The 22,307-nt window shown below is 68.6% G+C and carries 19 protein-coding genes and 2 tRNA genes; 18 read left to right on the plus strand and 3 right to left on the minus strand.

Annotated elements, in window-relative coordinates:
• The first annotated feature begins 1 nt into the window (after nt 1).
• From ESP57_RS00950 to ESP57_RS00970, 5 genes are all read left to right on the plus strand, one after another.
• Nucleotides 2-1,075, plus strand: a complete 1,074-nt coding sequence (locus ESP57_RS00950; protein WP_129230232.1) for an ABC transporter permease — start codon at nt 2-4, stop codon at nt 1,073-1,075.
• The gene (locus tag ESP57_RS00955) at nt 1,072-2,760 is read left to right on the plus strand and encodes an ABC transporter ATP-binding protein (RefSeq protein WP_129230234.1); all 1,689 of its coding nucleotides are present in this window, start codon (nt 1,072-1,074) and stop codon (nt 2,758-2,760) included. The genes ESP57_RS00950 and ESP57_RS00955 overlap by 4 nt, the downstream gene beginning before the upstream one ends.
• Nucleotides 2,760-3,617 carry an ATP-binding cassette domain-containing protein gene (locus ESP57_RS00960; protein WP_056008496.1) on the plus strand — a complete coding sequence of 286 codons (858 nt, stop codon included), beginning with the start codon at nt 2,760-2,762 and terminating at the stop codon, nt 3,615-3,617. The genes ESP57_RS00955 and ESP57_RS00960 overlap by 1 nt, the downstream gene beginning before the upstream one ends.
• Nucleotides 3,614-4,630: a D-isomer specific 2-hydroxyacid dehydrogenase family protein gene (locus tag ESP57_RS00965; protein WP_129230236.1), complete on the plus strand. Its 1,017-nt coding sequence runs from the start codon at nt 3,614-3,616 to the stop codon at nt 4,628-4,630. Before ESP57_RS00960 ends, ESP57_RS00965 begins: the two co-directional genes overlap by 4 nt.
• A 92-nt stretch (nt 4,631-4,722) precedes the next feature.
• Nucleotides 4,723-4,795: transfer RNA gene (locus ESP57_RS00970), tRNA-Asn, on the plus strand.
• A 62-nt stretch (nt 4,796-4,857) separates the two neighbouring features.
• On the opposite strand, the gene ESP57_RS00975 is transcribed toward ESP57_RS00970, so the two are convergent.
• Complete coding sequence (locus ESP57_RS00975) at nt 4,858-5,343, minus strand: GNAT family N-acetyltransferase (RefSeq protein ID WP_129230238.1); 486 nt, start codon at nt 5,341-5,343, stop codon at nt 4,858-4,860.
• Between the two features lie 82 nt (nt 5,344-5,425).
• Between ESP57_RS00975 and ESP57_RS00980 the strand changes: the two genes are divergently transcribed.
• Both ESP57_RS00980 and ESP57_RS00985 read left to right on the plus strand, forming a co-directional pair.
• Nucleotides 5,426-6,187: an AzlC family ABC transporter permease gene (locus tag ESP57_RS00980; protein WP_129230240.1), complete on the plus strand. Its 762-nt coding sequence runs from the start codon at nt 5,426-5,428 to the stop codon at nt 6,185-6,187.
• Nucleotides 6,184-6,489 carry an AzlD domain-containing protein gene (locus ESP57_RS00985; protein WP_056008502.1) on the plus strand — a complete coding sequence of 102 codons (306 nt, stop codon included), beginning with the start codon at nt 6,184-6,186 and terminating at the stop codon, nt 6,487-6,489. The genes ESP57_RS00980 and ESP57_RS00985 overlap by 4 nt, the downstream gene beginning before the upstream one ends.
• A gap of 36 nt (nt 6,490-6,525) precedes the next feature.
• Here the strand turns inward: ESP57_RS00985 and def are convergent, their stop codons facing one another.
• The gene (def, locus tag ESP57_RS00990) at nt 6,526-7,089 is read right to left on the minus strand and encodes a peptide deformylase (protein WP_056008505.1); all 564 of its coding nucleotides are present in this window, start codon (nt 7,087-7,089) and stop codon (nt 6,526-6,528) included.
• Between the two features lie 40 nt (nt 7,090-7,129).
• On the opposite strand from def, the gene ESP57_RS00995 reads away from it, so the two are divergent.
• From ESP57_RS00995 to ESP57_RS01010, 4 genes are all read left to right on the plus strand, one after another.
• Nucleotides 7,130-8,047: a DMT family transporter gene (locus tag ESP57_RS00995; protein WP_129230242.1), complete on the plus strand. Its 918-nt coding sequence runs from the start codon at nt 7,130-7,132 to the stop codon at nt 8,045-8,047.
• A gap of 169 nt (nt 8,048-8,216) precedes the next feature.
• Complete coding sequence (locus ESP57_RS01000; protein ID WP_243648359.1) at nt 8,217-9,470, plus strand: glycosyltransferase; 1,254 nt, start codon at nt 8,217-8,219, stop codon at nt 9,468-9,470.
• A gap of 10 nt (nt 9,471-9,480) precedes the next feature.
• Nucleotides 9,481-9,557, plus strand: a tRNA-Ile gene (locus ESP57_RS01005).
• Nucleotides 9,558-10,061: 504 nt separating this feature from the next.
• Nucleotides 10,062-11,096, plus strand: coding sequence for a LacI family DNA-binding transcriptional regulator (locus ESP57_RS01010; RefSeq protein ID WP_129230244.1), 1,035 nt, complete (start codon nt 10,062-10,064; stop codon nt 11,094-11,096).
• A gap of 4 nt (nt 11,097-11,100) precedes the next feature.
• Here the strand turns inward: ESP57_RS01010 and ESP57_RS01015 are convergent, their stop codons facing one another.
• Complete coding sequence (locus ESP57_RS01015; protein WP_056008539.1) at nt 11,101-12,123, minus strand: LacI family DNA-binding transcriptional regulator; 1,023 nt, start codon at nt 12,121-12,123, stop codon at nt 11,101-11,103.
• A gap of 273 nt (nt 12,124-12,396) precedes the next feature.
• On the opposite strand from ESP57_RS01015, the gene ESP57_RS01020 reads away from it, so the two are divergent.
• From ESP57_RS01020 to ESP57_RS01050, 7 genes are all read left to right on the plus strand, one after another.
• Nucleotides 12,397-13,713 carry an ABC transporter substrate-binding protein gene (locus tag ESP57_RS01020; RefSeq protein WP_243648361.1) on the plus strand — a complete coding sequence of 439 codons (1,317 nt, stop codon included), beginning with the start codon at nt 12,397-12,399 and terminating at the stop codon, nt 13,711-13,713.
• A gap of 118 nt (nt 13,714-13,831) precedes the next feature.
• Entirely contained in the window at nt 13,832-14,836 is a 1,005-nt protein-coding gene (locus tag ESP57_RS01025; protein WP_129230246.1) for a carbohydrate ABC transporter permease, read from the plus strand.
• A complete protein-coding gene (locus ESP57_RS01030) occupies nt 14,833-15,651 on the plus strand; it encodes a carbohydrate ABC transporter permease (protein WP_207904453.1) in 819 nt (272 codons plus the stop codon). Before ESP57_RS01025 ends, ESP57_RS01030 begins: the two co-directional genes overlap by 4 nt.
• 11 nt (nt 15,652-15,662) lie before the next feature.
• Nucleotides 15,663-18,158 carry a glycoside hydrolase family 2 protein gene (locus ESP57_RS01035; protein ID WP_129230248.1) on the plus strand — a complete coding sequence of 832 codons (2,496 nt, stop codon included), beginning with the start codon at nt 15,663-15,665 and terminating at the stop codon, nt 18,156-18,158.
• Nucleotides 18,155-19,153: a glycoside hydrolase family 113 gene (locus ESP57_RS01040; RefSeq protein ID WP_424219016.1), complete on the plus strand. Its 999-nt coding sequence runs from the start codon at nt 18,155-18,157 to the stop codon at nt 19,151-19,153. Before ESP57_RS01035 ends, ESP57_RS01040 begins: the two co-directional genes overlap by 4 nt.
• Complete coding sequence (locus ESP57_RS01045; protein ID WP_129230250.1) at nt 19,150-20,115, plus strand: N-acetylglucosamine kinase; 966 nt, start codon at nt 19,150-19,152, stop codon at nt 20,113-20,115. Before ESP57_RS01040 ends, ESP57_RS01045 begins: the two co-directional genes overlap by 4 nt.
• Nucleotides 20,116-20,192: 77 nt before the next feature.
• Nucleotides 20,193-22,265: a cellulase family glycosylhydrolase gene (locus ESP57_RS01050; protein WP_129230253.1), complete on the plus strand. Its 2,073-nt coding sequence runs from the start codon at nt 20,193-20,195 to the stop codon at nt 22,263-22,265.
• Nucleotides 22,266-22,307 lie beyond the last annotated feature (42 nt).

Genomic DNA, 22,307 nt, shown 5'->3' on the forward strand with positions numbered 1-22,307 from the left:
CATGTCGACCGACACCGTCATCCAGCCGCCGAGGCGGCGCCTGCGCGACCGCCTTCCCGTCGTGCACCAGCTGCGCCAGAGCGTCGGCCTCCAGCGGGGCATGCTCGTCGCGGGCCTCGTGCTCACTGGGCTCTTCGTGCTCGTCGCGATCTTCGCACCGCTCATCGCCCCGTTCGGCTTCGCGCAGTTGCGCGACCTCGAGGGCCCCTTCGGCAGCCAGCAGCCGCCGTCGGCCGACCACCTCTTCGGCACGACGGTCGGCGGCTACGACGTGCTCTCCCGCGTGCTGTGGGGTGCGCAGACCGCCCTGTACGTCATCGTCATCGCGGTGATCCTGTCACTGTTCGCTGGCGTGCTGCTCGGCCTCGTCTCCGGCTACTTCGGCGGCTGGCTCGACCGTGTGCTCGTGGTGGTGTGCGACGCGATCTACGCGTTCCCGTCGCTGCTGCTCGCAATCGTCATGGCGATCGTCATCTCGGGCGGCCAGTCCAACCTCTGGGGCGGCGTCTTCGCGGCGGCGATCTCGATCACGGTCGTGTTCATCCCGCAGTACTTCCGGGTGATCCGCGCCGAGACCGTGCGCATCAAGGCCGAGGCGTACGTCGAATCGGCCAAGGTGCTCGGGGCCTCGAACGGCCGGGTCATGTTCCGCCACGTGCTGCGCAACGCCACCCGCACCCTGCCGCTGATCTTCACGCTGAACGCGTCCGAGGCGATCCTGACCCTCGCGGGCCTCGGCTTCCTCGGCTTCGGCATCGAGCCGACGGCGGCGGCGGAGTGGGGCTACGACCTCAACAAGGCGCTCTCCGACGTGTCGAGCGGCATCTGGTGGACGGCGCTCTACCCGGGCCTCGCGATCGTGCTCGTGGTGCTCGGCATCACGCTCGTCGGCGAGAGCCTGAACGACCTCGCCGACCCGCGCCTGCGCGGCCGTCGTCGCGTCGCACAGGCCTCCGGCACCGTTGCGGAGACCTCCGTCGTCCCCGGCGGCACGCTGACCGCGGGTCCCGGAGGGCTCGGCGGTCTCGAAGACGGCGAATCATTCGACGAACACGGAATCGGGGTCCGCTCATGAGCACGGTCGTCAACATCGAGCGGCTCGGCGTCTCGTTCGCCACCGACGCCGGGGCGGTCAAGGCCGTCGACGACGTCTCGCTGAAGGTCGAGCGCGGCGAGGTGCTCGCGATCGTCGGCGAGTCGGGATCCGGCAAGACCGTCACCGCGAAGACGATCCTCGGTCTCCTGCCCGAGACGGCCACCACGAACGGTGCCGTCATCCTGTCGAACAAGGCCGGCACCTCCGAGAGCGACGTCATCTCGCTCTCGAAGAAGCAGCTGCGAGCCGTCAGGGGCACGGATGTCGCGATGGTGTTCCAGGAGCCCTCGAGCGCCCTGAACCCGGTCTACACCGTCGGCTGGCAGATCATCGAGGGGCTCCGTGCCCACACGTCGATCTCGACGAAGGACGCGCGGGCGAAGGCGATCGAGATCCTCGGCCGGGTCGGCATCCCCGACCCCGAGCACCGGGTCGACCACTACCCGCACCAGTTCTCGGGCGGCCAGAAGCAGCGCATCGTCATCGCCATGGCGCTCGTGCTCGACCCCGGCCTGATCGTGGCCGACGAGCCGACCACGGCGCTCGACGTGACCGTGCAGGCCGAGATCCTCGATCTGCTCCGCCGTTGCCGCGACGAGTTCGGCATGGGCATCGTGCTCATCACGCACAACATGGGCGTCGTCGCCGATCTCGCCGACCGAGTGGCCGTGATGTACCAGGGCAAGGTCGTCGAAGAGGCCGATGCCAAGACCCTCTTCGCCTCGCCGAAGGCCGACTACACGAAGGCGCTGCTCGCCGCGGTGCCCTACGTCGGTACCGGCACCGCGAGCGCGATCGAACGCGCGGCGAAGCGACCGGCCGACTGGCTCGAGCAGGCGCCCGTCGTCGAGGCATCCGGTCTCGAGATCGTCTATCCGGGCCGCTTCGGCAAGCCCGGGTTCCAGGCCGTCGGCGGCGTCGACTTCGTCATCCGCCCGGGCGAAGTGCTCGGGCTCGTGGGGGAGTCCGGCTCGGGCAAGACCACCATCGGTCGTGCCATCGCGGGACTGACGAAGGTCACGGGCGGTTCGCTGCGCGTGCTCGGCCACGAGATGAACGGCGTGCGGGAGCGCGAGTTCCGGCCGTTGCGCAGTCGCATCGGCTTCGTCTTCCAAGACCCGGCGTCGAGCTTCAATCCGCTGCTGACGATCGCCGAATGCGTCGCCGAGCCCCTCGTCATCCACGGCAGGGCTTCGAACCCCGCTGCAGCGCGCAAGCGGGTCGACGAGCTGCTCGAGGCGGTGCAGCTGCCGAAGGCCTACGGCGACCGCTACCCGCACGAGCTGTCGGGCGGGCAGCGCCAGCGCGCGAGCCTCGCCCGGTCGCTCGCGCTCGAGCCCGAACTGCTCATCGCCGACGAGCCGACCTCGGCGCTCGACGTCTCGGTGCAGGCCCGCGTGCTCGAGCTCTTCGCCGAGCTCCAGCGCGAGTTCGGCTTCGCCTCGCTCTTCATCAGCCACGATCTCGCCGTCGTCGACATCCTCGCCGACCGCATCGCGGTGCTCTACCGCGGTTCGCTCGTGGAAGAGGGCACGGGTGCCGAGGTGCTCGGTGCGCCGAAGGATCCGTACACGCAGCGACTGCTCGCGTCGTTGCCGGTCCCCGACCCGGTCGCCCAGGCGGAGCGTCGCGAAGAACTCCGGCGACTCCGGGAGGCGGTGTGATGCGTGGCGCCGCCCACGGCTATCCGATCGTGCTCGACGACCTGTCGGTCGAGTATCCGGCCCGTGGCCCGAGTCCGGCGCACGTCGCCCTGCACGGCCTGAGCTTCTCCGTCGCGCCGGGCGAGGTCCTCGGCCTGCTCGGCAGCGCTGGCAGCGGCAAGAGCACCCTCGCGCGGCTGCTCGCGGGCGTCGCGCTCGACGCCCGCGCATCCGAGGGCCGGCCGCTCATCACCGGCGGCGACGCCACCGTGCTCGGGCAGTCGCTGCGCGGCATCCCGAAGCGGAAGCTGCCCGAGTACCAGTTCCATGTCGGCTACCTGCCGCAGGACGCGGCGTCGACCCTGCCCGCCGATCGCACGGTCGCCGAGATCATCGGCGAGCCGATCCTCGAGCGCGACCACCGCTACAACGCGCGCGCCCTCGCGACCCGGGTCGCGACCATGCTCGACGGCGTGCGCCTGCCGCTCGGCAAGCTCGAGATGTACCCGTACGAACTGTCGGGCGGGCAGCGGCAACGGGTGGCGCTGGCCCGGGCGCTCGTGCTCGGGCCGTCGGTGCTCATCGCCGACGAGCCCACCGCCGGCATCGACCTCACCGTGCGCGACGTCGTGGCGCAGCTGATCGGCGAGCTGCAGCGCGAGCACACGTTCTCGGCCGTCATCATCAGCCACGACCTGCCGGTGCTGCGCAGTACCGCGAAGCGCGTCGCGGTGCTCGATCGTGGTCGGCTCGTCGCCATCGGCACGATCGACGAGGTGCTCGACGACCCGCAGCATCCGTACGTGAAGGCCCTCGCGGGCGCGCTCGATGCCGGTCATGCCGTGATCGACGACCTCGATCTGGGTCCTTCGGTATGACGGATGCCGCGGCGCCCGCGCCGCGCGCACGGCATCGCGTCGTGCCCGGCGCACCAGGTTCGCGCCGCGCGGCGGTCACGCCGGTCGAGGCGGGTCCGATCGCGATCCTGCCATCGGCCGAGCCTGCCTTCGTCGCCGCCGTCGAGCGCGCCGGGGGAGTCGTCGCCCCGCTGACGGCCGCGACGCGCGGAATCGTGTGGACTGCGGCATCCGGCAGCGAAGATCTCGCAGGCGTGCTCGACGAGCACCCGTCGGTCGCGTGGTTGCAGTTGCCGTGGGCGGGCGTCGACGCGTTCGCCGGGCTCATCGGGCGTGCGGCCGGCGACGGGCGTGTGTGGACGAGCGCGAAGGGCGCCTACGCGCAGCCCGTCGCCGAGCACGCCCTCATGCTCGTGCTCGCGGTGCTCCGTGAGCTCCCACGACGTGTGCGCGCGACGTCGTGGCACGTCGACGAGGTCGGCCGCACGCTCTACGGTGCGAACGTCGTCATCGTCGGCGCCGGCGGCATCGCCGTCGAGCTGCTGCGTCTGCTCGCTCCATTCGGTGCGCGCGTGACGATCGTGCGGCGCAGCGCAGAGCCCGTGGTCGGCGCCGAACGCACGCTGCCGACCACGCGCCTCGGCGAGGCACTCGACGACGCCGACGTGGTGGTGCTCGCCGCGGCGCTCACCGGCGACTCACGCGGCCTGATCGCAGCGGCAGAGCTGCAGCGGATGCCTCGTGGCGCCGTGCTCGTGAACGTGGCACGAGGCGGTCTCATCGACACCGGAGCGCTCGTGGAGGCGCTGGAGTCGGGCCACCTCGGCGGTGCCGGGCTCGACGTCACCGACCCCGAACCGCTGCCCACGGGGCATCCGCTCTGGCAGGCGCCCAACTGCATCGTGACGCCGCACGTGGCCGACACCGAGGAGATGACCGTGCCGCTCTTCGCCGAGCGCATCGCGCACAACGTGCGCGCGTTCCTCGGCGACGGCGACTTCGAGGGTCGGATCGATCCGGTCGCAGGCTACTGAGGTCCGTGCGGTCGCGTGCGGCATTGTCGAGGCGGCCTCGGATTGGGAGTCGGGCGAACCTTTTGCTAGAGTATCCATCGCTGAACAAGCGATCCTCCATAGCTCAATTGGCAGAGCAATCGGCTGTTAACCGGTAGGTTCTTGGTTCGAGTCCAAGTGGGGGAGCATTCGCGGCCCGGTCTCTTCGGAGGCCGGGCCGTTCTCGTCTCCGCCCTGCCGTGGCGGCCTCACGCCGGTGCGACGAGATCCTTGGCCATCCAGTGGTCGGCGTACGGACCATCGCTGAACGCCGGTACCTCGCGATAGCCGGAGCGACGGTACAGGCGCTGCGCTTCGACCAGGTCGCCGCGCACCTCGAGTCGCATGCGTCGCACCCCGTGCTGCTCCGCCAGGCGCTCGACCTCACCGATGAGCGCTGCCCCGACGCCTCGGCCGCGCGCCTCCGCCGTGATGAAGACACGGGTGAGTTCACCGATCTCGTCGCCGACGTACCGCACGCCGGCGCACCCGAGCACATGGTCGGCGTCGAGTGCGAGGACGAAGGCTCCGGTGCCGCCCTGCAGGTCGTCGCTCGGCTCATCGGCGAGCGTCTCCTCGATCTCGGCGGCCGTCGCGGGGCGCCCGTGGTACCGGCCGATGATGTCGTCGTAGTAGCGGCGGAGGATCAGGCGCGCGGCCTCGGTCGTCGGGTCGGCGTGAACGAAGGTGAGCACTCGCCAACGTTAGCCGAGGCCCCTCGAGCCGGCTTCGGGGCCGCCGCGCCCGGATATTCTGGTGGACGGAACAGGAGGGTCTGTGGACGAGCGCACCGCTGCCGACGCATCCGCCGCCGGCGACGGCGACGACGTTGCTGCCGAGCGCTCGACGGCGGTCCGCGACAGCCTGGCCGTCGGCCTCGCGACCGCCATCTACGGCGTCTCCTTCGGCGCACTCGCGGTGGCGGCGGGCCTCGACATCTGGCAGACCTGCTTCCTCAGCCTCGTGATGTTCACCGGTGGCTCGCAATTCGCGCTCGTCGGCGTGCTCGCGAGCGGTGGAGTCGCGGCCGGATGGTCGGCAATCGCGACCGCGGCGATGCTCGGCATCCGCAACGTCGTCTACGGCATGCGCATGAAGCCGATCGTCGACGACGTCGATCCGGCGACCGGACGAGGCAGCATCTGGCGACGCGTCGCTGCGGCGTGGGTCACGATCGACGAGTCGACGGCGGTCGCGCTCGCACAGTCGAACGATCGGGCGGCGCGCATGGGCTTCTGGGTGACGGGCATCACGATCTTCGTCGGCTGGAACCTGACGACGCTCGCGGGCGCCCTCATCGGCGACGCGATCGGCGACACGCGGGCGTGGGGGCTGGATGCCGCGGCCGCTGCGGCCTTCCTCGGACTCCTGTGGCCGCGTCTCAAGCGATTCCAGGCGGGCGCCGTCGCGGTGGCGGCGGCGGTCGTCGCGACGCTCACCACGCCGGTGCTCATGCCCGGCCTCCCGGTGCTGGTGGCGGCCGTGGTCGCGGTCGTCGTCGGCTGGTTCAACCTGTTCGATCGGCGGCGTGCATCGTGACCACGTGGCACATCATCCTCATCGCCAGTGCGGCGACCCTGGCACTCAAGCTCGTCGGGCACCTCGTGCCGGCCGGCTTCCTCGAGCGCGAGCGCCCGGCACGTATCGCCGACCTGCTGACGGTCGCGCTGCTCGCCGCGCTCATCGCGGTGCAGACCCTCGGCGCCGGCCAGGAGATCGTGGTCGACGCGCGGGTTCCCGCGGTGATCGTCGCGGCCGCGCTCTACGCGCTCAGGGTGCCGTTCATCGTCGTCGTGGCGGTCGCCGCGCTCGTCGCCGCCGGCATCCGCGCCCTCGCATGAACCGGCGCCACGCGGCATCCGCTGATCTGGTGCCGCTCAGGCCTCGAGCTCGTCGACGCCCGGCATCCACTGCGCACCGGGCTTGCCCCAGCCGAGCTTGCGGGTGATCTTCGCGACGATGCGCTGATCGCGCTCACCGAGACGGTCGGTGTAGAGCGTGCCGTCGAGGTGGTCGTACTCGTGCTGGAAGATGCGTGCGAGCCATCCCTCGGCCGTGATCTCGAATCGCTCCCCGTCGAGGTCGGTCGCGCGGAGGATCGCGCGTTCGGCGCGTCGAAGCCCGAAACGCTCGCCCGGGAACGAGAGGCAGCCCTCCTCCTCGTCGATGTCGGGCTCACCGGCCGGCGGCGGGGAGATCCAGAGCTCGGGGTTGATCGCGACGCCTCGCCACCGCGTGCCGTCTTCTTCGACCCATCCGTAGGTGAAGAGCCTGAGCCCCACGCCGACCTGCGGGCCGGCCAGCCCGACGCCCGGAGCGGCATCCATCGTCTCGAACATGTCCGCCACGAGGGTGCGGATCTCGTCGTCGATCTCCTCGATCGGGAGGGCGGGGGAATGCAGCACCGGGTCACCGGTGATTCGAATGGGGAGCACGGCCATTCGGCAAGGATATCCGGCACGGACCGGGTAGGGTCGATGCGTGGAACCGGACCTGAGCGACCTCACCGAGCAGATCGCACTCGACCCCACCCAGTTCATCGGGATCCCGCTGGCCCTCGTCGGCGCGGTGTTCCTCTCCCTCGGCGCGCAGTTCCAGCACCGAGGCGTGGTCAAGGTCGAGTCGCGCACCGTCGACAGCTTCGGCAAGGGGCTGAACTTCAAGCAACTCGCGCTGCTCCTCGCGCGGCCCTCGTGGGTCATCGGCACGGTCATGCTCGGCCTCGCGATCGTCTTCCAGCTGTCGAGCCTCTACTTCGCGCCGCTCATCGTGGTGCAGCCGCTCGGCGCCATCGCGCTCGTCATCACCTCGATCCTCAACTCCCGCATCAATCACGTGAAGCTGAACCGCAAGTCGATCACGGCCATCGTGATGTGCGTGGGCGGCGTGTTCCTCTTCGTCGGCGTCGCCGCGTTCACGGCCGTCGACAAGCCGGTCACCGACAAGCAGCTCATCACGATCCTGATCATCCTCGCCGTGGTGCTCGCGGCCGCCGGCGTCACGTTCGCACTCTTCCGCCAGCACATCCGCGCGATCTACTACGTCATCATGGCCGGCGTGCTCTACGGCTTCGTGGCCACGCTCGCCAAGGTCGTCATCGGGCGGGTGGAGCAGGGGGAGTTCGAGTGGCTGACCACCCTCTGCGTGATCGGGCTGCTCGGTGCCGCCGCCCTCGGCGCCTACTTCGTGCAGAACGCGTACGCCTCCGGCCCGCCCGACCTGGTCATCGCCGGACTGACGGTGGTCGATCCCATGGTCGCCGTCGCGATCGGCATCGCGGTGCTCGGCGAGGCGTCGCAGGCGCCGCTCTGGGCGATCGGCGTCTTCATCGTCGCGGGCGTCATCGCGGTGTGGGGCGTCTTCCAACTCGCACGGAACCACCCGCAGACGCGCCTGTGAGCTGAGCGACGACGGCTCCGGCGACATGCGTGCACAGGGGAGCATCCGGTGCGCTGCGTAGACTATCGTCGGATTCAGTCCGCGCGTCGAGCCGCCTATCGCAGCGCCCCGATGCCCCGACGAGGGCCGATCGCCCTCGATCCCTTGAAATGGTGAGGAACAACCCCACGTGTCAGACACCCCCGGTGCGAGTGGTCCCGGCACCGCCGGAGCCGAGACCGAACGACGGCTCACGGTACTGATCGGCGCCGACACCTTCGCCCCCAACGTCAACGGTGCCGCGCGCTTCGCCGAGCGCCTCGCGGCAGGTCTCGCCGAACGCGGCCATGACGTGCACGTCATGGCCCCCGCCGGAAACCGCAAGCACGGCACCTGGAAGGAGGTGCACGAGGGTCAGGAGATCACCGCGCACCGCCTGCGCAGCTGGCGCTGGTACCCGCACGACTGGCTGCGATTCGCGCTGCCGTGGCGCATCCGGCAGAACAGCGCCAAGGTCATCGACCAGGTCAAGCCCGACGTCGTGCACTTCCAGTCGCACATCATCACCGGCCGTGGTCTCTCGGTCGAGGCCCAGAAGCGCGGCATCCGCATCATCGGCACCAATCACTTCATGCCCGAGAACATGCTCGAGTTCACCCTGCTGCCCGCAGGGTGGCAGGAGTGGGCCGTCGGTCTCGCCTGGAAGGCCGCACGCCGCACCTTCGGCCGCGCCGAGGCCGTGACGACACCGACCCGCAAGGCCGCGCAGTTCCTCGAGAAGCACACCGGTCTCGTCGGCGTGCACGCGATCTCGTGCGGCATCGATGCGCACAAGTACTCGCCCAACTGGGAGCCCCGCACCGAGAACCGGATCCTCTTCGTCGGTCGCGTGACCGGCGAGAAGCAGATCGACGTGCTGCTGCGCGCCCTCACGCTGCTGCCGAAGGAGCTCGACGCCAAGGTCGAGATCGTCGGCGGGGGCGACCAGAAGAAGCACCTCGAGCACCTGGCGGTCGAACTCGGCATCGCCGACCGGGTGAAGTTCACCGGGTACGTGACCGACGACGAGCTGCGCGAGGCCTACCACCGCGCGTCGGTGCTCGCGATGCCGTCGATCGCCGAGCTGCAGAGCATCGTGACCATGGAGGCCATGGCCTCGGCGCTGCCCGTCGTCGCGGCGAACGCAATGGCGCTGCCGCACCTCGTGCACGACGGCGAGAACGGCTACCTCTTCGAGCCGAGCAACGCCGAAGACCTCGCCGCGAAGCTGCGCATCGTGCTCGAGGCGTCGCCGGCCGAGTACCGAGCGCTGAAGGAGGGGTCGATCCGGCTCATCGCCGCACACGACATCCAGCGCACGATCTCGACGTTCGAGAGTCTGTATCGTGGGAAGCCGGTGACCGATCCGGTCACCGACGTCGCGCCGGCCGCCACTCCAGAGTGACCCGGTGCGCGGGGCGGTAGCTCAGCTGGTCAGAGCAGTGGACTCATAATCCATCGGTCACGGGTTCAAGTCCCGTCCGCCCTACCAATGGCCTCTGATCTGGGCTTTTTCTTCGCTGACACCTGCTGGCCGCGGATAGGAGACGACCCGCTCGATCCGGCTTGAAATCTGTATTGCACGAGTCCTCGCTCGGGGCCCACGTCCTACTTGGAGGACATCTCCTTCGGCTAGCAACGAGACTGTAGGCTTCGAGATCCCTGGTCGTCGGCATGACACTGGAGGAGCTTGCTCCGAGACGGTTGCCCGCCAGGCCAGCGAATTGGCGTTGCAGTCGCGATTGCCACGAAAGACGACATCAGCAAGCGGCCTGGCTTTGGTTCGAGGATGTCCCGCCCCGGGCGGCGGGGCTCCGCCACCCCATGGAGGGCGATCGTTCATCGTGCTGAGTCCCCCCGGTTAGGGTAGTCCGGCGACGACTCAGTCGGTGCTCGGCGAAGGGCGTAGATTTGTGCGTGTGCGCAACATTCAACTCCTTCCATCGGTCTCGCAGGTCGGCGCACCGACACGCCGAGACAAGGCCGGGGAGTAGCCGTGGCAAAGGACCGAGCCCCGCAGGCAAGGCGAGTCACCATCAAGGACATCGCCGAGCGGGCGGGCGTCTCCATCGGGGCAGTGTCCTTCGCGCTGAACGGCCGAGACGGAGTCTCCGAGGCCACCCGAGAGCGCGTGCGTCAGGTCGCTGACGAACTCGGATGGGCTCCCTCAACCGCCGCGCGATCGCTCGCCGTCGCGAGCACCGAGATGATCGGGCTGGTGCTTGCCCGCGATCCCGACACGCTTGGGATCGAGACCTTCTACATGCGATTCATCGCGGGCATGGAGTCGGAACTCGCGATCCGCGGTTACGCACTCTTGATGCAACTCGTGCCGACGCCGGCGGCTGAGCTCGAGGCGATCGCGAAATGGCGCGCGACGAGACGCGTCGACGGCGTACTCCTGGTCGATCTCACTCCGGATGACCCCCGGGTCGACCTGCTCGCGGCCTCCGATGACCTACCGACGGTCGTTGTCGGGGATGCGAGCGTCGCCGATGGCCTCACGAGCGTCTCGACCGACGACGACACTGCCATGCGCGAAGCCGTGCGATACCTGGCCAGTCTCGGCCATCGGCGCATCGCTCGGGTCGCGGGCCTCGATCGCTTCGCGCATACCGCGGTTCGTGAGGTCGCATTCCTCGATGAGGCCGAGCGGCTCGGACTGAGTTCCACCATCGCCCGGACCGACTACCTGCCCGAGTCCGGCCGGGTCGCGACGAGGTCGCTCCTTGACGAAGCCGATCGCCCGACGGCCATCATCTATGACAACGACGTGATGGCGGTCACGGGTCTCAGCGTGGCGATGGAACGTGGTCTCTCCGTTCCGTCTGACCTATCGATCATCGCATGGGACGATTCCGTGCTCTGCGAGCACACTTTTCCGCAGCTCACCGCCCTCCGACGCGATGTCGTTGGCTTCGGCGCGCATGTGGTCCGTCGATTGCTTGACCTCATCGACGGTGCCGAGCGGGGAGCGTATCTCGACGAGACGCCGCGCCTCGTGGTTCGCGGATCTACCGGACCGGCCTGATCGATCAACGGGACGATTCGGAAAGAGCTGGAGCGCGTTCCCCACTTCCTCTCGCGATGAGCCTGGTCGGCAGTTCGAGCTGCGTGGTGAAACCAATTGGGTCGCGCATACGTTCGACGGCGAGGCGCGCGGCACGGCGGCCCATCTCCATCGGGTCGTGTCCGACCACGCTGATTCCGAGGACATCGGCGGTCTCGAAATCGTCGAAGCCGATGAGGGCCGGGGGCGCCGGCATCTCGAGGGTCGCCCGTACAGCGCCGATGCAGACGCGGTTGTTACCGGCGATGATCGCCGTCGGGACGGACGGCTGCACCATGAGATCGCGCACGACTGATTCAGGAGAGGATGCGGGGTCGTCCAGCAGACGTTCCCAGCGCGGATCGGGGTCGATGCCCGCGCTTGCCAATGCGGCGCGATACCCCGTGACCCGCTCCACCTGGGTATAGACGGACGCAGGATTGCAGATGTAGGCGATGCGTCGGTGGCCTCGCGAGATGAGAGCTCTGGTCGCCTCATACGCGCCGGCACGGTTGGCGAGAACGACAGAATCCGCGACGAGATCGCGCGCTGGTCGGTCGATCGCAATGACTGGTGTGCCCAGCTGTCGTTCGCCCTCCAGATAGGACTGATCCTCGCCCACCGGGATCATGAGTAGCGCCCCGACCCGCTGGGAGAGGAGCGTGTCCGCGACGCGAGCCTCGCCCTCGACGGAATCGTCGGTCGTGGCGACGATGAGCGCGAACCCGTGCAGTGCGAGTTCTCGCTCGATGCCCGCGGCGACGGTGTAGTAGAAGGGGTTCAGTAGTTCGCCCATGATGAATCCGACAGTCGTCGCCCCGCCGCCGCGCCGCAGGCTCTGGGCGAGGAGGTTCGGTCGGAAGCGCAATCGCTTCGCAGCGCTCATCACGCGCTCGACGGTGTCGGGTGCGACGAGGTCGCGTTGCGAGTAGACGCGTGAGACGGTCTTCGCGCTGACGCCGGCCAGCCGCGCGACATCGTGCAAAGTCGCCCTGGTCTGCACGGCCATAAATTCTCCTTACATTTGGGGTTGTGCCGGCTGATGTCTGTCGTGAGACATTCGGGAAGACATTCTCGAATTCCGGCAACTGTCGCACCCGAAGAAACGCGAGGCCAGGCGATATATCGGGGGAACTACCGATCCGGGGACAGAACGAGACAGCGATGACACTAGCACTTGCTAAAGCGCTTTAGAAATGCGTATGCTCACTTCTGCCACCCCCGCTGTCGAGGGCACCTTCGACTGCAATCCGAGGGTGACCACACACAAGGGAGAGTTCACATGGCATCACGCAAGGCAATCGTCGGCCTCGCCGCCGTGGCCGCCGCGACGTTGCTGCTGACGTCGTGCGCCGCAGGCGGTACCGACGACAGCGGCGATTCCGGCGAGGTCAACGGCGACATCACGTTCCTCACCAACCGCACCGACCTGGAGACCGACGGCACCTGGGACGAGTACGTCGCGGAGTTCGAGGAGAAGTACCCCGACGCCATGGTCAAGGTCGAGGCGATCACCAACTACGAGGATGACGTCAAGACGCGTCTCAGTACGCCCAACGGCTACGGCGACGTGCTGCTCATTCCGAACGGCGTCTCGCCCGATCAGTATGCGGACTTCTTCGAGCCCCTCGGCGATGCCGCCGACCTCGCTGACACGTACCAGTTCCTCGCGCCGAAGACGGTCGACGGCACGCAATACGGCCTCGCCCTCGGCGGCAACGCCAACGGCGTGCTCTACAACACCGAGGTGTTCGCCGACGCAGGTATCACCGACCTGCCGACCACGCCCGAGGAGTTCCTCACCGACCTCGAGGCGATCAAGGCCAAGGGCGTCACGCCGCTCTACACGAACTACAAGGACGGCTGGCCGCTCGGCGGGCAGTGGACCAACATCATCGGCGCGGTGACGGGCGACCCGACCGCACAGACCGTCATGGCGCACGACCCGGCACCGTGGACCGAGGGCACCGACATCTACGCGCTCGACTCGCTGCTCTTCGACGCCGTGAACCAGGGCCTCACCGAGGCCGACCCGCTCACGACGAACTGGGAGCAGTCGAAGGGCGACTTCGCGACCGGCAAGATCGGTGCGATGGTGCTCGGCTCGTGGGCGATCTCGCAGTTCCAGGCCGCGGCGACGGATGCTGGTGCCGACCCGAGTGTCGTCGGATTCATGCCGTTCCCGACGAACCTCGAGGGCCAGCAGTACGCGACCGTCGCAGGCGACTACTTCCTCGGCGTGAACAAGAACTCGTCGAACAAGGCGACGGCCGAGGCCTGGATGAACTGGCTGATCGAGGACTCGGGCTTCACCGACACGCAGGGCATGATCTCGGCGATCAAGGCTGCCGATCTCCCGGAGAACCTCAGCGGCCTGAGCGAATCGGGAACCGAACTGCTCGAGATCGCCGCGGCACCCGCGGGTGAGGAGTCGCTCTTCAGCGACACCGCCGACCTGTCCCAGGTCGACGTCTGGGGCAACATCTACCGCCAGAAGCTCATCGACGTGGCCCGCGGCCAGGCCGACGGCGACAAGAAGTCGTTCTTCGCGCAGCTCAACGAGCAGTGGGGTGCGGCGGTCGACGAACTGGCCGAGTAGCACTTCGGATCCCGGCGCCCCGGCCCGAGGCGCCGGGATCTCCCTGCATCCCGCACCACCCGCACCACCGCACCGAGCCCGACCCCGAACGGCCGAGTGCATGACGAAGGAGCACCGCATGTCCGTGTCGACGACAGGACCCGACCCCGTGGGCATCTCCGGTCCGCTTCACGGCGTCGCATCGCTCGAGGACCCCCCGCCCACGCGCGCCAACCGCGCGGTCCGGGCACCTCGCCGCAGCGGCCCGGCCGGCAGCAAGCCACTCATCTCGCGGTTCACCCCGTACCTGTTCCTCGTCGGTGCGGTCGGACTCCTGCTGCTGCTGACCTACCTGCCCGCGGCGAACATGATCTGGTACAGCTTCACCGACTGGAACGGCCTCGGCCGGATCGAGAACGTGGTCGGCTTCGACAACTACGTCGAGGTCTTCACCAACCCAAGGATCTTCTCGGTCTTCGGCGTGAGCCTCTACTACTTCGTGGGCGCGTTCGTGCAGATGGCGCTCGCCCTCTACTTCGCCACCCTGCTCAGCTTCAGCACCAAGTTCTCGAACTTCTTCCGCGGGGTCATCTTCTTCCCGTATCTGATCAACGGCGTCGCGATCGGGTTCGTCTTCCTCTACCTGTTCCAGCCCGACGGCACGCTCGACACCGTGCTTTCGTGGTTCGGACTGAGCGACCCGCCGCAGTGGCTCGGCGACGCATCGATCGCGAACTACTCGCTCGCCGGGACCTCGGTCTGGCGCTACACGGGCCTCAACTTCGTACTCTTCCTCGGCGCGATCCAGTCGATCCCCGGTGACCTCTACGAGGCCGCGGAACTCGACGGCGCGAGCCGGTGGCAGCAGTTCACGAACATCATCTTCCCGGGCATCCGCCGCATCATCGGCCTCTCGTTCATCCTCGCCGTGGCCGGCGCGCTCTCGGTGTTCGAGATCCCGTTCATCATGACCGGCGGCGCCAACGGCACCGCGACATTCGTGATCCAAACCCTGCAGACGGCGTTCTCGTATCGACAGGTCGGCCTCGCCTCCGCGATGGCCGTCGTGCTCCTTGCGATCGTGCTCGTCGTCACCTGGATCCAACGCAAGCTCTTCCCCGACGAGAAGGTGGACCTCACGTGACCCGCGTACTGCCCGGCGTAGGAAAGTACGCCTCCCTCATCATCGCCGCGGTCTTCGTGATCCTGCCGCTGTCGGTCGTGCTTTTCGCCAGCTTCAAGAGCTCGAACGAGTACGGTTCGACCGGCCCCCTCACCCCGCCGGTGAACTGGTTCAACTTCGAGAACTTCGCGACGGCGTTCACGAGCGGCGACATGGTGGAGGGCTTCGTCAACACGACGGTCGTGCTCATCATCTCGCTCACCGGCACGATCATCATCGGCACGATGGCCGCCTACGCGATCGACCGGTTCCAGTTCCGCGGACGCAAGCTGATCATGGGCCTCTTCCTCGTGGCCACGCTCATCCCGAGCGTCACGAGCCAGGTGGCGACGTTCCAGATCATCTCAGGGATCGGCCTCTTCAACACGAAGGCGGCCCTCGTGCTGCTCTTCCTCGGCACCGACATCATCGCGATCTACATCTTCCTGCAGTTCATGGCGGGCATCCCGATCTCCCTCGACGAGGCGGCCATGATCGACGGCGCGAACCGCTGGACCATCTACTGGCGCGTCATCCTGCCGCTGCTGAAGCCCGCGATCGCCACCGTGGTGATCATCAAGGGCATCGCGATCTACAACGAGTTCTACCTGCCCTTCCTGTACCTGCCGTCGGAGGGCATGATCTCGACCTCGCTGTTCAACTTCAAGGGGCCGTTCGGCGCGCAGTGGGAGGTGATCGCGGCGGGCACGATCCTCGTGATCGTGCCGACCTTCGTCGCGTTCCTGTTCCTGCAGCGCTGGATCTACAAGGGCCTCGTGGCCGGAGCCGTCAAATGAACCCGGAGATCATGACCACCACATCCCAGCAGTACGTGCACCGCATCGAGCGCCGCCTGCACACGGCATGGCGCGTGCGCGCCGCAGCCGGCCCTGCTCCCGAAGCCGTGGGGGGCTCGGCGATCCCGGCCACCGTGCCCGGCGTCGTGCACCTGGACCTCATGCGGGAGGGGCTCATCCCCGACCCGTACCTCGACGACAACGAATCGGCGGTCGCGTGGGTGGGACTCGTCGACTGGACCTACGAGACCTCGTTCGAGCTGCCGGCATCCGACCGCGCCGCGGCATCCGTGCACGAACTCGTCTTCGACGGACTCGACACCGTGGCGACAGTCTTGCTGAACGGCACGGTCGTCGCGGAGGTCGCGAACCAGCACCGGGTGCACCGCATCGACGTCACCGCGGTGCTGCAGGACGGAGTCAACGACCTCGTCGTCGCGTTCCGCAGCCCGGTGAAGTACGCCGCCGCCCAGAGCGCCGCCCTCGGCGCGCGCCCCGGGCCCTACGCCATGCCCTTCGACGCGATGCGCAAGTCGGCCTGCAGCTTCGGCTGGGACTGGGGCATCGCCACGTACACCAGCGGCATCTGGCGCCCTGTGCGCCTCGAATCCTGGTCGACCGCGCGCTTCGACGAGGTGCTTGTGCGGGGTACGCCCGACGGCGAGGGCGGCAGCGTCGAGGCTGTTGTTCGCGTGCAGCGGGCTGCGGGGGCCGCCGGCGCAGGCGCCGAATTGCACCTCGACCTCGAGGTCGGCGGCGTGCGCGCGGCCGTCGACCTGCCGGCCGGATCCGACGAGGCAGTCGTGCGCGTCGAACTCGACCGTGTCGAGCGCTGGTGGCCGATCGGCTACGGCGACCCCGTGCTCCACGATGTGCACGTGCGTCTCGGCGTCGAGGGCTGGGTGCTCGACGAGACCGCGCGTCGCGTCGGCTTCCGCGAGCTGGAGTGGAACACGACGCCCGACGCCGACGGCACCCCGTTCCAGCTCGTGGTCAACGGGCAGCCCGTCTTCGTGAAAGGCGTCAACTGGATTCCCGACGACGCCTTCCCGTCCCGCGTGGGCCGCACCAGGTACCGCGCACGGCTCGAGCAGGCGGCATCCGCCGGTCTCAACCTCATTCGCGTCTGGGGCGGCGGCATCTACGAGGCCGATGACTTCTACGACCTCGCCGACGAGATGGGCCTGCTCACCTGGCAGGACTTCCTGTTCGCGTGCTCTGCGTACTCCGAGGAGGAGCCGCTGCGCTCCGAGGTCGCGGCAGAGGCGCGCGACAACATCGTGCGCCTCGCCCACCACGCCTCGCTCGCGCTGCTCACGGGCAACAACGAGAACCTCTGGGGCTACGAGGATTGGGACTGGAAGCTCGCGCTCGACGGCAAGACCTGGGGCGCGTACTACTACCACGAGCTCTTTCCCGGCCTCGTGGCCGAGCTCGCACCGCAGGTGCCGTATGCGCCGGGCAGTCCGTTCAGCCCGAACGGCGCGCACCCGAACGCCGAGGCGCACGGCACCATGCACGTCTGGGACCTGTGGAACCAGAAGGACTGGCCGCACTACCGCGACCTCGAACCGCGCTTCGTCGCCGAGTTCGGCTGGCAGGGCCCGCCCGCATGGTCAACGCTCACCCGTGCAATCAGCGACGACCCACTGACGCCCGCATCGCCGGGCATGATCGTGCACCAGAAGGCCATCGACGGCAACGCGAAGCTCACCGCTGGCGTCGTGCGCCACTTCCGCGTGCCGAACGACATGGAGACCTGGCACTGGGCCATGCAGCTGAACCAGGCGAACGCGATCTCCTGCGCACTCGACCACTACCGCTCGCACTGGCCGAAGACCGCGGGTGCGGTCGTCTGGCAGCTGAACGACTGCTGGCCCGTCACCTCGTGGGCGGCGATCGACGGCGACGGCCACGCCAAGCCGCTGCTGCACGCGATCCGCACCGCGTTCGCACCGCGCGTCGTGACGATCCAGCCCCGGGGTGATGGACTCGCGGCGATCTTTGGCAACGACACGGGCGACGCCTGGTCGGGCGAGGTCGTGTTCGAGCGGCGCGGGTTCGACGGATCGGTCATCGCGCGCGCCGCTGCATCCGTCGACGTGGCACCGCGCGCCTCGGGCACCGTGCCCATCCCCGCCGAGGTCGCCGAGGCGACGGATGCCGGGGGCGAACTGCTCACGGCGTCGATCGGTGAGGTGCGCGGCCTCTGGTGGTTCGTCGAGCCGCGCGACAGCGCCCTGAAGGCCGCCGACCTGGTGGTGAAGAGCACCGGTTCCGGTGACGACGGGATCGCCGTCACCGTGACCGCCGAGGACTCTGTCGTCCGCGACCTCACGTTGCTCGTCGACAAGCTCGACGTGCGCGCCTCGGTCGAGTCCGGCCTCGTGACGCTGCTGCCGGGGGAGTCGTGGACCTTCCTCGTCCGCGGCGTCGACGCGCTCGACCTCGACGTCGTTCGCGACCCCCGAGTGCTGCGCAGCGCGAACCAGTTGGTCGCAGAGTGAGCGCCGTCGACGCCGCGGCGATATCTGCCGCCGCGGCCGTGGAGCTGCTGCGCGAGCCCGTCTGCGGCATGACCTGGGGCTGGACCGGCATTCGCGGAACGTGGACGACCCCGGCCGCCGAGGAGTCGATGCGCCGCATGGCCGAACATGCCGTGACCTGGACGGCGATCGCGTACGCGGCCGAACAGGCGACGCCGTTCTCGACTGAGATCCCGTTCGAGGCCGAGCCCACGGTGACCGACGACGAGATCGTCGCGTCGATCCGGCGCGCGCACGGGCTCGGCATGAAGGTCTGCCTGAAGCCCGTCGTGAACGTCGCCGACGGCACGTGGCGTGCCAACATCGGCTTCTTCGACTGGGACGTGCCGGGCGAGCCGAGCTGGACCCAGTGGTTCGCCTCGTACCGCGACTTCATCCTGCACGCGGCGCGTATCGCCGAAGCCGAGGGCTGCGAGATGCTCTGCATCGGCTGCGAGATGGTGCGCGCCGACGGCCAGGAGGCGCATTGGCGTGCGCTCATCGCCGAGGTGCGAGCCGTCTACACAGGCCCGATCACGTACAACTGCGACAAGTACCAGGAAGACCGCGTCACCTGGTGGGATGCGGTCGACGTGATCAGCTCGAGCGGGTACTACCCGATCGACTCCTGGCAGGAGCAGCTCGATCGCATCGAGCGGGTCGCCCTGCAGCACGGCAAGCCGTTCTTCTTCATGGAGGCCGGGTGCCCGTCACGCGAGGGCTCGGCCGAGCTCCCGAACGATTGGAACCTCGTCGGTTCGCCGTCGGGCGCCGAGCAGGTGCGTTACTTCGGGGCGATGTTCGCTGCGTGCCGGGCGCGGCCGTGGGTTCGCGGGCTCATGCTGTGGGATTGGCCGGCCGACCTCTATGCCCCCGAGCAGGCATCGTTGAACGACGACTACTGCCCGTACGGCAAGCCGGCCGCTGACGTGATGATGCGCGAGTACCGCGCTTGGGCCGCCGAGGCGAGCGCATGACCCGGTCCGTGCTCGCCATCGACGCCGGCCAGACGGGCATCAAGACCCGCCTGGTCGTCGACGGCGCCGTTGTTCGAGAGACGCTGCTCCCCGGCATCCGCACGCATGAGCCGTTGCTCGCACAGCTCGCACAGGTCACCGCGCAGCTCGCACCGAACACGGGGACGGACGTCTCCGGCGGAATCACCGGCATCGACACCGTTACCGCGGGCGTCTCGGGCCTGACGCGGGCGGATGCCGATGCCGCTGCACTGCTCGCCGCCGTCGCCCCGCTCGGTGTGCGCCGCGTGCTCCTCGCGCACGACTCCATCTCGTCGTTCGTCGGCGCGCTCGGTGATGACCGCGGCGCGGTCGTCGCGTCGGGCACAGGTGTCGTCACCCTGGGCGTCGGGCGGGAGCGTGTTCGGCGCGTCGACGGCTGGGGCAATATCATGGGCGACGCCGGAAGCGGCTACTGGATCGGCCGCGAGGCGCTCGAGGCGGGCATGCGCTCCTACGACGGACGAGGCCCGGAGACGCTGCTCAGCGGGCTCATCACCGATCGCTGGCCTGACATCGAGCAGGCCTACATCGACCTGCAGGCCGACCCGCACCGGGTCAGCGTCGTCGCAGCATTCGCCGAGCAGGTCGCGGCGCTCGCGTCGGTCGACGACGTCGCGGCCGACATCTGCCGCGCCGCCGCCGATGAACTCGCGCTCTCCGTCCTCGCCGCGCTGCAGAGCGTTGGCGAAACCGGACCCGATGCCGAACCGCGCCTGAGCGCGATCGGCGGCGTCTTCCGCTCGGACCGCATCCGCAACCGGTTCGAGCACCGCGTGCGGGACGCCGTGCCGCACATCCAGATCATCGCGCCCAAGGGCAACGGGCTCGACGGCTCCGCCGCGCTCGCGGCGCTCGCCGAGCGGCATCCGTTGCGGGCGCACCTGACCATCGCGTCGGTGGAGCATTCGGCCACCACGTGAACCAACCCCCGGATCGGGCGCCGGGTTCCCCGAGGTGATCGTCGATCACCTCGAGCAGCACCTGACAGGAGTCGAAGATGACACACAGATCCACCTCGCGGGCCCGAGTGCTCGCGACCGCACTCGGGGCGGTGCTCGCGGCGACCAGCGTCGTCGGGCTCGCCGGCCCGGCCGTCGCAGCACCGGCCTCCGCCGCGGCATCCGTCTCGTCGAAGGCGACGCCGACCCCGTTCGTGAAGGCGAGCGGTTCGAGGCTGACGCTCGCCGGCAAGGCCTACGAGTTCGCCGGCACGAACAACTACTACCTCGGCTACAAGTCCGAGGCCATGGTCGACGCCGTGCTCGATGACGCGAAGACCGCCGGGTTCGACGTGATCCGCACCTGGGGATTCCAGGACTTCCAGAACCCCGACGGCTCGGACTCGGTGCACCAGAACTTCGAGGGCGTCTGGTACCAGGCGTGGGACGAGGCATCCGGTGCGCCGATCGTGAACACCGGCGCCGACGGGCTGGAGAAGCTCGACTACGCGATCGCGGAGGCGGGCGAACGCGGGCTGAAGCTCGTGATCCCGTTCACGAACAACTGGAACGCTTTCGGCGGCATGGACCAGTACGTGCGTTGGGCGGGCCTCGACGAGCACGCCGACTTCTACACCGACCCCACGATCCGCGGATGGTTCCAGGACTGGATCTCGACGCTCTTGAACCGCACGAACACCGTCACAGGCGTGCAGTACAAGGACGACCCGACGATCCTCTCCTGGGAACTCGCGAACGAGCCCCGATGCACGAGCGCCGGCGTCTACCCCGACGGCGACTGCGACACGACGACCATCACGACGTGGGCCGACGAGATGAGCACGTTCGTGAAGTCGATCGACCGCAACCACCTGCTCTCGGCCGGCGACGAGGGGTTCTTCTGCCGCCCCGCCGACCAGTGGATCCTCACCCAGAAGTACGGTGCCTCGGGCTACGGCCCGGGCTTCGGCGAGGACTGCGCCGATGGCGTCGACACCGTCGCACTCGCCTCCCTGCCGAACATCGACCTCATGTCCATGCACCTCTACCCCGACCACTGGAAGACCAGCACCGCCTGGGGCACCGGCTGGATCACCGAGCATGCGAAGGCGGCCGCCAAGATCGACAAGCCCGTCTACCTCGGCGAGTTCGGTATCACCGACAAGGCCACGCGCATGCCGGTCTACGAGGAGTGGCTGAAGACGATCCGCCTTCTCGGCGTCGACGGTACCCTCTACTGGATGCTCGCCTCGCAGCAGGATGACGGCACGCCCTACGCCGACTACGACGGCTTCACGGTCTACTGCCCGAGCCCCGTCTGCGAGCTCATGAGCGATCAGGCGAAGCTCGTCCCGCTCTCGCTGAGCGGCGCGAAGACCCTGCTCGAGATCATCGCCGACCACGACGCCGTCACGATCCAGCGCGACACGACCGCGGTCGTCGACGTGCTCGCCAACGACGTCTCGTTCACGCTCCCCGTGCGGGCGAAGACGCTCGACCTCGACCCCGGGACGAGGGGTCGCCAGACGAGTATCGTGCGCGCCGGCGGAACCGCGGCGATCCAGGCGGGCGGGACCGTGCTCGTGACGCCCGACGCCGGCTTCACCGGCAAGGTCGAATTCCCGTACTCCGTGGGCAACGGCATCGACACGGCGCAGGCAACCCTCACGGTGACCGTGAAGCCCGCCCCAGGCGATCCCGTGGTGCTCGCTTCGTGGGAGAGCGGCCTCGAGGGCTGGGCGCCGGCGAACTGGCAGTCGGACCCCGGAGCCCTCTCGACCGGCGCGGCGGGGGCCACCGACGGGGCATCCGCCCTGCAGGTGAGCTCGAAGGGCGCCTGGTTCGGTTCACCCGCGGACTCGCCCCTGCTCGACCTGTCGACGAAGTCCTCCCTCGAGTTCGACGTCACGACCGCGGTCACGGGATCCTCGGTCTCGATCGCGGTGCGATCGGGCGGGGACTGGACCTGGTGCCAGTCGCCGTGGACGTGGGTGCCCGAGAACACCTCGACCACCGTCACCGTGCCGATGGAGACCTTCGGCTGCGACGTGACGACCCTCACCGACGTGCACGACGTGCTCGTGTACTTCAACGCCGGTGAGTACTCGATCGACCGCCTCACGCTGCGGTAGTCGACGGGCGGATGTCGGGCGTCGCCCGAGGCTCGGCATCCG

Origin of the sequence: Agromyces fucosus (assembly GCF_004134865.1) — a bacterium.
GTDB lineage: Bacteria > Actinomycetota > Actinomycetes > Actinomycetales > Microbacteriaceae > Agromyces > Agromyces fucosus.